The organism is Sphingomonas ginsengisoli An et al. 2013, from assembly GCF_009363895.1.
Classification (GTDB): Bacteria; Pseudomonadota; Alphaproteobacteria; order Sphingomonadales; family Sphingomonadaceae; genus Sphingomicrobium; species Sphingomicrobium ginsengisoli.
Genome location: NZ_CP045434.1, coordinates 553,239 through 566,735 on the forward strand (window position 1 = coordinate 553,239; position 13,497 = coordinate 566,735).

Sequence of the window (13,497 nt, forward strand, 5' to 3'; positions counted from 1 at the left end):
CCCCGCCGCCTGAGCCGAGGGAGATCATCTATGTCCGACCGTGACCTGATCGTCGTCGGGGGCGGGCCGGCGGGGGTGATGACGGGGCTGCTGTTCGCGCGGGCAGGGTGCCGGGTGACGGTGCTCGAGAAGCATGCCGATTTCTTCCGCGATTTCCGCGGCGACACGGTCCATCCCTCGACGACGGAGATCCTCGACCAGCTCGGCTGGTTGGACGATTTCCTGAGCCGTGCGCACAACCGGCTCGACCGCGCCGAGCTCAGGATCGCCGGCAAGGACTGGCTGATCGGCGATCTGTCGCACCTCGACACGCCCGCGCCGTTCATCGCGATGATGCCGCAATGGGACTTCCTCGATTTCCTGCGCGGCAAGGCGGCGCGTTACCCGGGGTTCGATCTCGAGCTATGCGAGCCGGTCGCCGATTTCATCGAGGAAGCTGGGCGGATCGTCGGGGTGCGGCTCGCCGACGGGCAGGAGCGGCGCGCGCGGCTGGTGATCGCCGCCGACGGGCGCTCGTCGCTGGTCCGCAGCCGCCAGTTGCTACCGGTCGAAGTGCTCGGCGCGCCGATGGACGTGCTGTGGTTCCGGGTGCCCAAGCAGCAGCCGGGAACCGCGCTGCGGGGGTCGGTCGAGCGCGGACGGCTGCTGGTGATGATCGACCGCGGCGATTACTGGCAGTGCGCCTTCCTCATTCCCAAGGGCAAGGCGGCCGAGCTGCTCGCCGGCGGTGTCGACCCGATCAAGGCTGAAGTCGCCGCCGCGGCGCCCGAACTCGACTTGTCGGGGCTGACCAAGGTCGAGGATCTGAAGCTGCTGAGCGTCGCGCTCGACCGGTTGACCTGTTGGCACCGGCCGGGGCTGCTCGCGATCGGCGATGCGGCGCATGCGATGAGCCCGATCGGCGGGGTGGGGATCAATCTGGCGGTGCAGGATGCGGTGGCGGCGGCGAACGTGTTGGCCGGACCGCTGGCGGCGGGTAGCGATCCCGATCAGTTGCTCCATGCGGTGGAGGAGCGGCGTCTGCTGCCGACGCGGCTGGTGCAGTCGGCGCAGAAGGCCGCGCAGGACCGGATCATTGGTCGCCTGCTCCAGCCGGGGCCGCCGCTGAGCGACGCGCCATGGCTGGTCAAACTGTTAAATAAGGCCCCGCTGCTGCGGCGGATCCCGGGCCGGCTGATCGGCCTCGGGATCCGCCGCGAGCGGGTCGAATCGCCCGACGCTTACGCGGGCTGAGCGATGCCCTCGGCCTGCATCGCCTTTTCAAGGTTGGCGCGGATCGCCTCGAAGAACTGCTCGGTGGTCATCCACGGCTGATCGGGGCCGACCAGGATCGCGAGGTCCTTGGTCATCTGGCCGTTCTCGACCGTCTCGACGCAGACGCGCTCGAGCGTCTCGGCGAACTTCACCACTTCCGGAGTCTCGTCGATCTGGCCGCGGAACTTGAGGCCGCCGGTCCAGGCGAAGATCGAGGCGATCGGGTTGGTCGAAGTCGCCTTGCCCTGCTGGTGCATGCGATAGTGGCGGGTGACGGTGCCGTGCGCCGCTTCGGCCTCGACGGTCTTGCCGTCGGGGGTCATCAGGACGCTGGTCATCAGGCCCAAGGAGCCGAAGCCCTGCGCGACCTGGTCCGACTGGACGTCGCCGTCGTAATTCTTGCAGGCCCAGACGAACTTGCCGCTCCACTTGAGCGCCGAGGCGACCATGTCGTCAATCAGGCGGTGCTGATATTCGATGCCCTTGGCTTCGAACGCCGCCTTGAAATCGGCTTCGTAGACTTCCTGGAAGATGTCCTTGAAGCGGCCGTCATAGGCCTTGAGGATGGTGTTCTTGGTGCTGAGGTAGACCGGCCAGCCACGGTTGAGGCCGTAGTTGAGGCTGGCCCGCGCGAAGTCGCGGATGCTCTCGTCGACATTGTACATGCCCATCGCGACGCCCGAGCTGTCGAACTCGAACACTTCGTGCTCGATGACCTGGCCGTCGGCGCCGGTGAAGGTCATCTTGAGCTTGCCGGGGCCGGGGACGCGGAAATCGGTGGCCTTATACTGGTCGCCGAAGGCGTGGCGGCCGATGACGATCGGGTCGGTCCAGCCGGGGATGAGGCGGGGGACGTTGGCGATCACGATCGGCTCGCGGAAGACGACGCCGCCCAAGATGTTGCGGATGGTGCCGTTGGGCGACTTCCACATCTTCTTGAGGCCGAACTCCTCGACGCGCTGCTCGTCGGGGGTGATGGTCGCGCACTTCACGCCGACGCCATATTGCTTGATCGCATTGGCCGCCTCGACGGTTACCTTGTCCTCGGTCTCGTCGCGATGCTCGATGCCGAGGTCGTAATATTTGAGGTCGATGTCGAGATAAGGGAGAACCAGCCGCTCGCGGATCCACTGCCAGATGATCCGCGTCATTTCGTCGCCGTCGAGCTCGACGACGGGGTTCTTCACCTTGATCTTGGCCATAGGGCTTGCGTCCTGCTTTTCATGTGTTTCGACGGTGTCGGAAGATGGCCGCGCCCTAGCGTCGGCGGAGCGCTCTGGCAACTTGGGCGGAACATGGGGTAGGGGCGGTCCTTATGGCTGAACTTCCCAATCCCGACAGCAATCTCGCCAACATCAAGTGGCGCTTTCCCGCGGTGCATCCGGAGGGGCGCAAATATGTGGTGATCGCCGCCTTCATCACGCTGGTGCTCTACTTCTTCTGGGCGCCGCTGGGCTGGCTGATGGCGGCGGTGACGGTGTGGGTCGCCGCCTTCTTCCGCGATCCGGTGCGGACGACGCCGCTCGATCCCAAGCTGATCGTCGCGCCCGCCGACGGGCTGGTGACGCAGATCCAGCGCGTGCCCGCGCCGCCCGAGCTGCGCGCGCTACTTGGCGAGGGCGAGTTCACCCGCGTGTCGATCTTCATGAGTGTGTTCGACGTCCACATCAATCGCGCGCCGATCGCCGGGCGGATCAGCAAGGTCGCCTACATTCCGGGCAAGTTTTTGAACGCCGACCTCGACAAGGCGAGCGAGGATAATGAGCGGCAGCATTTCGTGGTCGAGGGCGCTGACGGCGTGAAGATCGGCTTCACCCAGATCGCCGGGCTGGTCGCACGGCGGATCCTCGCCTTCGTCAAGGAAGGCGATGCGGTAACCGCGGGCGAGCGGATCGGGCTGATCCGCTTCGGCAGCCGGGTCGACGTGTTCCTGCCGGCCGGCACCGGCTCGCGCCTGCTGCTCGGCCAGCGCTCGATCGCGGGCGAGACGATCGTCGCCGAGCTGGGGGTCGATCCGGGACTGAAGGGTTCGGCGCAGTGAGGTCGTCGCTGTGAGCCAGGCGCCGCGCGCGCCCGGCGGGCTGACGCTGCGGGCGATGGCGCCCAACGCGATCACCGCGGCGGCGCTGTGCCTCGGGCTGACCGGGGTCCGCTTCGCGATCGGCGGAGAGTGGGAGAAGGCGCTCGCCAGCATCATCTTCGCTGGGGTGCTCGACGGGCTCGACGGGCGGATCGCCCGGCTGCTCAAGGCCAACAGCAAGTTCGGCGCCGAGCTCGATTCGCTGTCGGACAATATCGCCTTCGGGACGGCCCCGGCGCTGATCCTCTTCCTGTGGTCGTTGAAAGACGCGCCGCGGTTCGGGTGGACGGCGGCGCTCGCGCTGGCGGTCTGCTGCGCGCTGCGGCTGGCGCGGTTCAATAGCCGGATCGACACGCTCGAGCAGCCGCACAAGTCGGCGGGGTTCAACACCGGGGTCCCGGCGCCGGCGGGGGCGGGGCTTGCCTTCGTGCCCATCTATCTGTGGCTGGTCAGCCAGGGCAGCGGCTACGAGCAGTGGTTCCGCAGCTGGCCAGTGGTGATGGCGTGGATCCTGTTCATCGCGCTGCTGATGATCTCGAACCTGCCGACCTACAGCTGGTCGTCGATCCGGATCCGCCGCTCGATCCGGTTGTTCGCGCTGGCGGCGACCGCACTGCTGGTGGCGGCGCTGCTCACCGAACCGTGGTGGACCCTGCTGGTGGTGTGCGCGATCTACCTCGTGCTGATCCCGTTCAGCCTCAACTCCTACGCCAAGGTCAGGCGGCGGCGCGCCAGCGAGGTTCGGCGCGGACCGGCTGCACCCGCACCGGACGCGGGTTGAAGCGGACGCTCACCGGGCGGGACACGACGGTCGACGGCATCTCACCGCGGAGGGCAGCGAGGATGCGATCCCCGCTGCCGCCGATGGTGGCGGTCAGCGCCAGAATGGCGACACCCAGCGCGGCGAGAAAGGGGAGGGTCGCAAGCACGGTCAGCAACATTGGCGGTTTCCTTCGCTTTGCGGGTTAACTGTTCTTGATTCGGTTCGTTCCAAATCCGACCAGAAAACCCCTGTTCCGCGCCAACGTTCTCTCTTTGTTCTCGTCGTGTCAAGCCCCCGCCGGGTGGCGCCGGCGCTTGCCAACGCCGCGCAACTGCCCTAACGGCGCGCTCCTCAACCCCGCATGGGTGGCAACATAGCCCGGTGCGACGGTGGTTTCGGCCACCTCGTTCCCGCCGCCCAGAGGCTTAACCGGAAGGAATTATCCCTATGGCGAGCACGCTCGTCACCTTGCAGCAATTGCTCGAAGCCGGAGCGCACTTCGGCCACCAGACCCACCGCTGGAACCCGCGGATGAAGCCGTACATCTTCGGCGACCGCAACGGTGTCCACATCATCGACCTGTCGCAGTCGGTGCCGCTGTTCTCGCGCGCGCTCGACTTCGTGCAGCAGACCGTCGCCCGCGGCGGCAAGGTGCTGTTCGTCGGCACCAAGCGCCAGGCGCAGGACGCGATCGCCGAGGCGGCGCGCGCGTCGGGCCAGCATTTCGTCAACCACCGTTGGCTGGGCGGCATGCTCACCAACTGGAAGACGATCTCCAACTCGATCAAGCGGCTGAAGAGCCTCGAGGAGCAGCTCAGCGGCGAAACCGCCGGCCTGACCAAGAAGGAAGTGCTCCAGCTCACCCGCGAGCGCGACAAGCTCGAGAAGAGCCTCGGCGGTATCCGTGACCTGGGCGGCCTGCCCGACGTCATGTTCGTGGTCGACACCAACAAGGAAGAGCTGGCGATCAAGGAAGCCAACGTCCTTGGCATCCCCGTCGTCGCGATCCTCGATTCGAACTCGAACCCGCAGGGCATCGCCTTCCCGGTCCCGGGCAACGACGACGCCAGCCGCGCCATCCGCCTCTACTGCGAGGCGGTCGCCTCGGCCGCCAACAACGGCAAGGCCGGCGGCGCGACGTCGCGCGGCGAGGACATCGGGTCGATGGCCGAACCGCCGATGGAAGCCGCGGTCGCTTAAGGTCACGCAAATTCCGCTCGTCCCGAGCGCAGTCGAGGGGCGCTTCACCGCGAAACGCCCCTCGACTTCAGCCTTCGGCTTCCGCTCGGGACGAGCGAACCACTTCTTCAGAGGAAATACGACATGGCTGAGATCACGGCCGCCAGCGTCAAGGAGCTGCGTGAGCGCACCGGCGCGGGCATGATGGATTGCAAGAAGGCGCTCGCCGAGAACAATGGCGAGATGGAAGCCTCGGTCGACTGGCTGCGCGCCAAGGGCCTCGCCGCCGCCGCCAAGAAGTCGGGCCGCACCGCGGCCGAGGGCCTCGTCGGCGTCGCCGTCGCGGGCACCCGCGGCGCGGTCGTCGAGGTCAATTCGGAGACCGACTTCGTCGCCAAGAACGAGCAGTTCCAGGAGTTCGTCCGCGAAGTCTCGCAGCTCGCGCTGCAGGCCAACGGCGACGTCGAGGCGCTCAAGGCGGCCAGCTATCCGGGCGGCGGGACCGTCGAGGAGAAGCTGACCAACAACATCGCCACCATCGGCGAGAACCAGTCGCTCCGCCGCTCGGCGGTGCTCGAGGTCGCCGAGGGCGCGGTGGTCAGCTACGTCCACAATGCGGTCGCCCCGAACATGGGCAAGATCGGCGTGCTGGTCGCGCTCGAGGGTTCGGCGCCGGCCGAGACGCTGAACGCGCTCGGCAAGCAGCTGGCGATGCACATCGCCGCGGCCAACCCGCTGGCGCTCCACGCCGACGAGCTCGACGCCGAGCTGCTCGAGCGTGAGCGCGCGATCGCCGCCGAAAAGGCGAAGGAAAGCGGCAAGCCCGCCAACATCGTCGAGAAGATGGTCGACGGCGCGATCGCCAAGTTCAAGAAGGAGAGCGCGCTGCTGAGCCAGCTCTTTGTCATGGACAACAAGACCCCGGTCAGCGACGTCGTCGCGCAGGCGGGCAAGGACAGCGGCGCGCCGGTGCACCTGAAGGCGTTCGTCCGCTTCCAGCTCGGCGAAGGCATCGAAAAGGCGCAGAGCGACTTCGCCGCCGAAGTCGCCGCCGCCTCGGGCGTGCCGCAGCCGGTCGCTTAAATTTCAACGTCGACGGAAAAGGAAAGGGCGGTGCCGCGAGGCGCCGCCCTTTTCGTATCAGCCAAGCTTGGCCGCCTCGGCCTGGCAATTGTAGCTGATCCCGGGGCGGTCGCAGAAGTCGGGCCAGCGCCTGCTCGCGCGCCAGTAAGCGAGCAGCCCGAGCCGCTTGGCCAGGGGAAGGAAGCGAGGATTCTGGCGGACCGACGCCATGGTCGGCCGGAACAGCACATAGGCGATCCGCGCCGCATCGTCGGTCGAGAGCCGCCCGAACCAGTAGAAGACGTCGTCGACCAGCCCGAACTGGCCGAGCGCCTGGGTCGCCCAGCCGACCTGGCTGGCGGTGACCGCCTTGGAGCGGAATTCGTCGATGCCGGCCTTGAGGCGGGCAATGTTGGCCGGGGAAGGGTCGAGCCGCGCCTGATAGAATGCGGCAGTGTTGTAACCACTGGGATCGAGGCGCTGCGCCAGCCGGACATCGCCATAGCGCATCGCGAAGGCGAGCTGGGCATTGCGCAGCGCCGCGGTCCCTGCCCACAGCTTCTCCGCACTGGCCAGTTCCTGTCGCGCCGCGTCGAGCTCACCGCTGTTGGCGAGGGTCATCACGATATTCGTCGTCCCGTCGGGCGAGAGGGGGTCGAGCTCGGCCGCCTTACGCGCCTTGGCGACCGCATCATTCATCAGGCCGACTTGGGCGAGCGCGTTGCTGAGCTCGGACCACAGGCGCGCGCTGGTGGGCGCGCGTTCGACCGCCGCGCTGAGCCGCGCGATCTGTCCGCCGTAATCGAGCCGGGGCGCCAGCTCATTCTCGGCGATCGCGAGCTCGGGGAGGTCGGGGAAGCGCGGCTTCACCTGCGCGACGTCGGTGCGGAGCTGGGCCTGCGCCTGGAGCAGGTCGGGGGTGAAACGCGCCTCGGTCACCGCATCGGCGTCGGCGAGGATTAGTCGCCGCCACGCAGGCTCGAAGCGCGGCAGGCGCGCGACGATCGGGCGGAGCTGGGCGTCTGGCGAATCTGCGCCGTTGCCGACGCTCGCGGCGCAGGCGTTGAGGAACATCTTAAGGAGGTCGCCCGGCAGGCCGCCCGCCGCCCGCGCCTCGAGGTTGCAGTCGAGCACGCGCCCGGCGGCGAGGGCGCGGCGCTGGCGAACGTCCGCCGCACTGCCGCCGTCGGACTCGAACTCGCCCGACCAGAGGAGGCCGTTGTCCCGCCCGGTCAGCACCAGCCCGGCCTGCGGCGCGGTCGCCGAACCGCTGTCAGTCGGTCGGAAGGTGAGGTCGGCACGCGTGCCTGTCCCGGGGTCGACCAACTTCCAGCGGCCCTCGCCGATTTGCGCCAGCGAGCCCAAGCTGACGAATAGGTCGTTGGCGATCGCCCGCGCGCGGGGCGAACCGTCACTTGGCGCGACGGTGACGACGGGCAGCGAATCCCGGCCAGGCCAGCGCCACAGCGCGACGCCGCCGGCCAGCATGAGGACGGCTGCGGCGGCGGCGATCAGCCAGCTGCGCCGGCTTGGTGAGGGGCGCGGGCGCGCGACCGGTGCGGAATCGGCGATGCTTGCCGAGGGCGACGATGCGGACGCCTCGGTGCGGTCGGCCACGGCCTGCAGCAAGTCGGCGAGCCGCGGCACCTTGCCCCGCCCGCTCCACTTGCCGAGCTCGATCGTCTGATATTGGCGGAAGCCGATCGGCGGCTGCACCCCGCCGGCGCTGACCGGGACCAGCTTGCCGCGGTCGCGCCCGTCGGCGGCCTCATCGCGGACCCAGGCGCTGGCGACGCTGTGCTCGGTCCACAGGACGACCACGGCGGCGGCGGCGTCGAGCGCCTGTTCGATGCGGTGGGAATATTGCGCGCCACCCTCGATGTGGCGGTCGTACCAGACTTGGTGGCCGGCCTTTTCGAGCGCGGCGACGAGCGGGCGGGCGAGCGCCAGATCGTCGTGGGCGTAGCTCAGGAAGACATGCGCCACGGCTCTCCCCCTCGTGCCGCGGAGGGTGCGCCGGGTGCCGGGTCCCGTCAAGACGGTTGGCAAGGGCGCGGGTCGGTCATAGAAGCGCCTCGCTCTTCGCCTTGCCAAGGACCGACCTCGCCTCATGACCCGCCCGCGCTTCAACCGGATCCTGCTGAAGCTGTCGGGCGAGGCGTTGATGGGGCCGGGGCAGTTCGGGATCGATCCCGAGACGGTCGCCGGGCTCGCCGCCGAGATCGCCGCCGCCAAGGCACAGGGGCACGAGCTGTGCCTGGTGATCGGCGGGGGCAATATCTTCCGCGGCATGGCCGCCGCCGCGCGCGGGTTCGACCGGGCGACCGGCGACTACATGGGGATGCTGGCGACGGTGATGAACGCGCTGGCGGTCCAGAATGCGCTCGAGAAGGCGGGGGTCGACACCCGCGTCCAGTCGGCGATCCCGATGTCGTCGGTCAGCGAGCCCTATATCCGCCGCCGCGCGCTCCGCCACATCGAGAAGGGGCGGATCGTCATCTTCGCGGCCGGCACCGGCAATCCTTACTTCACCACCGACACCGCCGCCGCGCTGCGCGCCGCCGAGATGGGCTGCGACGCGCTGTTCAAGGGCACCAGCGTCGACGGCGTCTACGACGCCGACCCGAAAAAGGTCGCCGACGCCAAGCGCTACGAGACATTGAGCTATCGCCGGGTCCTCGCCGACAATCTGAAGGTGATGGACGCCGCCGCGGTGGCACTGTGCCGCGACAATGACATCCCGATCGTCGTCTTCAACATCCGCCAGCCGGGCAACCTCGCCCGCGTGCTGGCCGGGGAAGGCACCGCGACGACCGTTCAGACCGAAGGAGCTTGAGAATATGCCCGCCTATGACAAGGCCGACGTCCAGCGCCGCATGCACGGCGCGCTTGAAGCGCTGAAGCACGACCTGGGCGGCCTGCGCACCGGCCGCGCCTCGACCGCTTTGCTTGATCCGGTGCAAGTCGAGGTCTACGGCGCCAACATGCCGCTGAACCAAGTGGCCACGGTATCGGTGCCCGAGCCTCGGCTGATTTCGGTGCAGGTCTGGGATCGCTCGAATTTGAACGCAGTGGAAAAGGCGATCCGCAACGCCGGGCTCGGCATCAACCCGATCACCGACGGCCAGATGATCCGCCTGCCGATTCCCGATCTGACCGAGGAGCGCCGCAAGGAGCTCGCCAAGCTCGCCAGCCAATATGCCGAAAAGGCGCGGATCGCGGTGCGCAACGTCCGCCGCGACGCGATGGACGGCCTCAAGACCGACGAGAAGAAGAAGGAAATCAGCGAGGACGAGCACAAGAGGCTCGACACCGAGGTCCAGAAGATGACCGACGACACGATCAAGGAGATCGACGCGACGGCGGGGGCCAAGGAAAAGGAAATCCTCGGCAAGTGACCCGCTCGCTCACCCCGCGTGCGCCCGACGCCGCCGCGGGGCGGAGCGACCCGGCGGGGGCCACGGGCCCGGCCCCGGTCCCGCGCCACGTCGCGATCATCATGGACGGCAATGGCCGCTGGGCCGAGCGCCGCGGCCTGCCGCGGGTCGCCGGCCACCGCGCCGGGGCCGAGGCAGTGCGCAGCGCGATGCAGGCGGCGGTCGACGCAGGGGTCGAGTGCCTCACCATCTACGCTTTCTCGAGCGAGAATTGGCGGCGGTCGGAGGAGGAGGTCAGCGACCTCAAGGGGCTGCTGCGCTTCTATGTCGAGCGCGAGCTGGCGACGCTCAAGAAGCAGGGCGTGCGGCTCAAGCTGATCGGCGAGCCGCGCACCTTCGGCGACGAATTGTTCGCCCGGCTCGAGCGCGCGGTCGAGCAGACCCGCGACAACGATCGGCTGACGCTGGTCGTCGCGCTCAACTACGGCAGCCAGGCCGAGATCGCGGCCGCCGCGCGCCAGTTGGCCGAGCGCGCGGTCGCCGGGGAGATCGCGCCGGCGGACATCGACGTGAACGCGATTTCCGACTTGCTACAGACCCGCGACCTGCCGCCGCTCGACCTCGTCATCCGCACCTCAGGCGAAGTGCGCTTAAGCAACTTTCTGCTGTGGCAGGCGGCCTATGCCGAGCTCATCTTCACCGACGTGCTGTGGCCCGATTTCGACGAGGCGGCGTTCGCCAGCGCGCTCGCCGACTATGCCCGGCGCCAGCGGCGGTTCGGCGGCCGGTGAGCGAACTGGCGCTGCGGAGCCTCGCCGGGCTCGTCATGGTCACTGTCGCGCTGCTCGCCGAATGGCTCGGCGGGACGGTGTTCGCCATCTTCGTCGCGGCTGCGGCGACGGTCATGTTCTACGAATGGTCGCGGCTGGTGAAGGGGTGGGGGATCGGCTGGCACCTCGCCGGATTCGCTTACGCCCTGCTGCCCGCGCTGGCGCTGCTGTGGGTGCGCGAACGGGCGGGCGTGCCGCCGGGCTCGAAGGGGTTCGAGCTGGTGCTGTGGGCGTTCATCGTCACCTGGGCGGCGGACATCGGCGCTTATTTCACCGGACGCACCTTCGGCGGGCCCAAGTTGGCGCCGTCGATCAGCCCCAACAAGACGATCTCGGGCCTCGTCGGCGGACTGGTCGCGGCGAGCCTGGTGGGCGGGATCTGGGCGCAGGCGACGCATCTGGCGTGGCCGTGGTTGCTGCTGGCGCCGGTGTTCGCGCTTGGCTCGGCCGGCGGCGACCTGTTCGAGAGCTGGCTCAAGCGCAAGGCGGGGGTCAAGGATTCGGGCGCGCTCATCCCCGGCCACGGCGGCGCGCTCGACCGGCTCGACGGGCTGGTGCCGGTGGCGGTGCTGACCGGGCTGGCGGTGCTCGCGGGACTGGCGTGAGCCGGCGGACCGTCTCGATCCTCGGCGCGACCGGGTCGATCGGCCAGTCGACGATCGACCTGTTGAGCGCCGTGCCCGAGCGGTTCGAGGTGGTCGCGCTGACCGCCGCGAGCAATGTCGCGCGGCTCGCCGCTGACGCCCGCCGCCTGGGCGCACGCTTCGCCGCCGTCGCCGACGAGAAGCTGCTGCCCGACCTGCGCGAGGCGCTCGCCGGGAGCGGGATCGCCTGCGGGGCGGGACCGGCGGCGCTGGCCGAGGCGGCGGCGGGCGAGGCCGAGTGGGTGATGGCCGCGATCGTCGGCTGCGCCGGGCTCGAACCGGCGATGGCGGCGATTGCCGCGGGACGGACGGTGGCGCTGGCCAACAAGGAGGCGTTGGTCACCGCGGGCGCGCTGATGACCGACGCGGCGCGCCGCTCGGGCGCGACCATCCTGCCGGTCGACAGCGAACATAACGCGATTTTCCAATGCCTTGCGGGGCAGGACGTCGAACGCGTCTCAAGATTGATCCTGACCGCCAGCGGAGGCCCGTTCCGCACCAGCACCGCCGAGCAGATGGCCCGCGCCACCCCCGCCGAGGCGGTCGCGCATCCCAATTGGTCGATGGGCGCCAAGATCTCGGTCGACAGCGCGACGATGATGAACAAGGGGCTCGAGCTGATCGAGGCACATTATCTGTTCGGCTTGCCGGGCGAGCGGATCGACATCCTCGTCCACCCCCAGTCGATCGTCCACAGCCTGGTCGAATATGTCGACGGCTCGCAGCTGGCGCAGCTCGGGCCGTCGGACATGCGGGTGCCGATCGCGCATACGCTGGCGTGGCCCGAGCGGATGGCGACCGCGGTGCCGCGGCTCGACCTGGCGAGTGCGGGCCGGCTCGACTTCGAGGCGCCCGATCCCGAACGCTTTCCGGCGCTCCGGCTGGCGCGCCAGGCGCTGAGGCAGGGCGGTGCGGCACCGGTCGTGCTCAACGCCGCCAACGAGATCGCCGTCGCCGCTTTCCTCGGCGGCACCATTCACTTCCCGGACATCGCCGGCTCCGTAGACGCCGCGTTGCAGACCATGGACGAGCCCGCGCCTACCTCCATCCAGGATGTCGTCGATCTCGACCGGCGCACCCGCCGCGCCGTTTCCGCCCGCCTGGAGTGTGCAGCCTGATGCTCGCCCAACCGCCCGTCTGGCTGATCGTGCTGGCCTTCCTCGCCGCGATCGGGCCGCTCGTCTTCATCCACGAGATGGGCCATTATCTGGTCGGCCGCTGGTGCGGGATCGGGGCCAAGACCTTTTCGATCGGCTTCGGCCACGAGATTGCCGGCTGGACCGACAAAAGGGGCACGCGCTGGAAGATCGGCTGGCTGCCGCTCGGCGGATATGTCCGCTTCGCCGGCGACATGGACCCGGCGAGCATGGGCAAGAACCTTGACCAGCTTACCCCCAGGGAGCGCGCCGAGGCTTTCCACGGCAAGGCCGTCTGGCAACGCTTCCTGGTGGTGCTGGCGGGTCCGGCCGCCAACTTTCTCCTCGCCATTCTGATCTTCGCCGGTTTCTTCATGGCCTATGGCGTGCCGCGCACCCCGCCGGTGTTCGCCGGCGTCGCGCAAGGGAGCGCGGCCGCGGCGGCCGGGTTCCGGCCGGGCGACCGGGTCATCTCGATGAACGGTCGCGGGATCGACACTTTCCGCGACCTGAGCACCTTCACCGTGATGCGCCCGGGTGAGCGGGTGGTGGTGCGGCTCGAGCGGGCGGGGCGGCAGTTCGATACGCCGCTGACCCTCGGCCGCGCGGTCGAGGTCGACCGTTTCGGCCAGCGGTTCGAGGTCGGCCGTCTCGGCGTTGCCACCCCGCCGCCGGTGTTCGCCAGGGTCGGGCCGCTCGAAGTCTTGCCCGAAGCGGTGGGAGCGACGTGGGACACCACCCGCTCGATGGCGGAGGGGATTTGGCAGCTCGTCAGCGGGCGGCGGCCGCTCAGCGAGCTTCACGGGACGATCAAGATGGCGCAACTCGCCGGGCAAATCGCCACGCTTGGTCCCGTCGATTTCATCCAGCTGATCGCGCTCTTCTCGATAAACCTCGGGTTCATCAATCTGCTGCCAGTCCCGATGCTCGACGGCGGCCACCTTGCCCTTTACGCGGTGGAGGCGGTTCGTCGCCGCCCGCTGGGTGAGCGGGCGCAGGAGTGGGTGTTCCGGGGCGGGCTGGCCGCCATCGCGACCCTGTTCCTGTTCACGACCATCAACGACCTAGGCTCGTTCGGCCTGTGGGAGAGAATCGGCCATTTGGCGGGCTAATGCTTGAACAAGCCGGGCGTCTGGGGCAGGGCGGGCGCCGCATTCGATGGCCGTGTTGCG

Annotated in this window: 14 protein-coding genes; 11 read left to right on the forward strand and 3 right to left on the reverse strand. The window is 68.8% G+C overall.

The features are described from left to right. Window positions 1–30 precede the first annotated feature (30 nt). On the forward strand, window positions 31–1,233 hold the full coding sequence (locus tag GCU42_RS02660; protein WP_114227966.1) for an FAD-dependent oxidoreductase: 1,203 nt from the start codon (window positions 31–33) through the stop codon (window positions 1,231–1,233). Here the strand turns inward: GCU42_RS02660 and GCU42_RS02665 are convergent. Next, entirely contained in the window at window positions 1,221–2,456 is a 1,236-nt protein-coding gene (locus GCU42_RS02665) for an NADP-dependent isocitrate dehydrogenase (protein ID WP_114227965.1), read from the reverse strand. The genes GCU42_RS02660 and GCU42_RS02665 overlap by 13 nt on opposite strands. Window positions 2,457–2,569: 113 nt before the next feature. Between GCU42_RS02665 and GCU42_RS02670 the strand changes: the two genes are divergently transcribed. Next, window positions 2,570–3,295: a phosphatidylserine decarboxylase gene (locus GCU42_RS02670; protein ID WP_114227964.1), complete on the forward strand. Its 726-nt coding sequence runs from the start codon at window positions 2,570–2,572 to the stop codon at window positions 3,293–3,295. A gap of 55 nt (window positions 3,296–3,350) precedes the next feature. Then, on the forward strand, window positions 3,351–4,115 hold the full coding sequence (locus GCU42_RS02675; protein ID WP_114228368.1) for a CDP-alcohol phosphatidyltransferase family protein: 765 nt from the start codon (window positions 3,351–3,353) through the stop codon (window positions 4,113–4,115). Here GCU42_RS02675 and GCU42_RS02680 read toward each other — a convergent pair. Beyond that, complete coding sequence (locus GCU42_RS02680) at window positions 4,051–4,275, reverse strand: hypothetical protein (RefSeq protein ID WP_114227963.1); 225 nt, start codon at window positions 4,273–4,275, stop codon at window positions 4,051–4,053. The two genes, GCU42_RS02675 and GCU42_RS02680, sit on opposite strands and share 65 nt — an antisense overlap. Before the next feature lie 269 nt (window positions 4,276–4,544). Between GCU42_RS02680 and rpsB the strand changes: the two genes are divergently transcribed. Together rpsB and tsf are read left to right on the forward strand one after the other, a co-directional pair. Further along, window positions 4,545–5,297 carry a 30S ribosomal protein S2 gene (gene rpsB / locus GCU42_RS02685; protein ID WP_114227962.1) on the forward strand — a complete coding sequence of 251 codons (753 nt, stop codon included), beginning with the start codon at window positions 4,545–4,547 and terminating at the stop codon, window positions 5,295–5,297. A gap of 123 nt (window positions 5,298–5,420) precedes the next feature. Then, window positions 5,421–6,359 carry a translation elongation factor Ts gene (gene tsf / locus GCU42_RS02690; protein WP_114227961.1) on the forward strand — a complete coding sequence of 313 codons (939 nt, stop codon included), beginning with the start codon at window positions 5,421–5,423 and terminating at the stop codon, window positions 6,357–6,359. Between the two features lie 57 nt (window positions 6,360–6,416). Here the strand turns inward: tsf and GCU42_RS02695 are convergent, their stop codons facing one another. Beyond that, window positions 6,417–8,324 carry a TIR domain-containing protein gene (locus tag GCU42_RS02695; protein WP_162789236.1) on the reverse strand — a complete coding sequence of 636 codons (1,908 nt, stop codon included), beginning with the start codon at window positions 8,322–8,324 and terminating at the stop codon, window positions 6,417–6,419. Window positions 8,325–8,448: 124 nt separating this feature from the next. On the opposite strand from GCU42_RS02695, the gene pyrH reads away from it, so the two are divergent. From pyrH to GCU42_RS02725, 6 genes are all read left to right on the forward strand, one after another. Continuing rightward, entirely contained in the window at window positions 8,449–9,174 is a 726-nt protein-coding gene (gene pyrH, locus GCU42_RS02700; RefSeq protein WP_114227959.1) for a UMP kinase, read from the forward strand. A gap of 4 nt (window positions 9,175–9,178) precedes the next feature. Then, entirely contained in the window at window positions 9,179–9,736 is a 558-nt protein-coding gene (gene frr, locus GCU42_RS02705; protein WP_114227958.1) for a ribosome recycling factor, read from the forward strand. 101 nt (window positions 9,737–9,837) lie between these two features. Continuing rightward, the gene (gene uppS / locus GCU42_RS02710; protein ID WP_240309515.1) at window positions 9,838–10,506 is read left to right on the forward strand and encodes a polyprenyl diphosphate synthase; all 669 of its coding nucleotides are present in this window, start codon (window positions 9,838–9,840) and stop codon (window positions 10,504–10,506) included. Next, window positions 10,503–11,150 carry a phosphatidate cytidylyltransferase gene (locus tag GCU42_RS02715; protein ID WP_240309481.1) on the forward strand — a complete coding sequence of 216 codons (648 nt, stop codon included), beginning with the start codon at window positions 10,503–10,505 and terminating at the stop codon, window positions 11,148–11,150. The genes uppS and GCU42_RS02715 overlap by 4 nt, the downstream gene beginning before the upstream one ends. Then, complete coding sequence (locus GCU42_RS02720; protein WP_114227956.1) at window positions 11,147–12,307, forward strand: 1-deoxy-D-xylulose-5-phosphate reductoisomerase; 1,161 nt, start codon at window positions 11,147–11,149, stop codon at window positions 12,305–12,307. The genes GCU42_RS02715 and GCU42_RS02720 overlap by 4 nt, the downstream gene beginning before the upstream one ends. Continuing rightward, window positions 12,307–13,437 carry a M50 family metallopeptidase gene (locus GCU42_RS02725; RefSeq protein ID WP_114227955.1) on the forward strand — a complete coding sequence of 377 codons (1,131 nt, stop codon included), beginning with the start codon at window positions 12,307–12,309 and terminating at the stop codon, window positions 13,435–13,437. Before GCU42_RS02720 ends, GCU42_RS02725 begins: the two co-directional genes overlap by 1 nt. Window positions 13,438–13,497: the final 60 nt, after the last annotated feature.

Excerpts from the sequence above, each read along its gene's own strand:
- GCU42_RS02665 (WP_114227965.1), bottom strand. The coding sequence starts at position 2,456 with ATGGCCAAGATCAAGGTGAAGAACCCCGTCGTCGAGCTCGACGGCGAC.
- pyrH (WP_114227959.1), top strand. The coding sequence starts at position 8,449 with ATGACCCGCCCGCGCTTCAACCGGATCCTGCTGAAGCTGTCGGGCGAG.
- uppS (WP_240309515.1), top strand. The coding sequence starts at position 9,838 with ATGGACGGCAATGGCCGCTGGGCCGAGCGCCGCGGCCTGCCGCGGGTC.
- GCU42_RS02670 (WP_114227964.1), top strand. The coding sequence starts at position 2,570 with ATGGCTGAACTTCCCAATCCCGACAGCAATCTCGCCAACATCAAGTGG.
- rpsB (WP_114227962.1), top strand. The coding sequence starts at position 4,545 with ATGGCGAGCACGCTCGTCACCTTGCAGCAATTGCTCGAAGCCGGAGCG.
- GCU42_RS02675 (WP_114228368.1), top strand. The coding sequence starts at position 3,351 with ATGGCGCCCAACGCGATCACCGCGGCGGCGCTGTGCCTCGGGCTGACC.
- tsf (WP_114227961.1), top strand. The coding sequence starts at position 5,421 with ATGGCTGAGATCACGGCCGCCAGCGTCAAGGAGCTGCGTGAGCGCACC.
- frr (WP_114227958.1), top strand. The coding sequence starts at position 9,179 with ATGCCCGCCTATGACAAGGCCGACGTCCAGCGCCGCATGCACGGCGCG.
- GCU42_RS02725 (WP_114227955.1), top strand. The coding sequence starts at position 12,307 with ATGCTCGCCCAACCGCCCGTCTGGCTGATCGTGCTGGCCTTCCTCGCC.
- GCU42_RS02660 (WP_114227966.1), top strand. The coding sequence starts at position 31 with ATGTCCGACCGTGACCTGATCGTCGTCGGGGGCGGGCCGGCGGGGGTG.
- GCU42_RS02680 (WP_114227963.1), bottom strand. The coding sequence starts at position 4,275 with ATGTTGCTGACCGTGCTTGCGACCCTCCCCTTTCTCGCCGCGCTGGGT.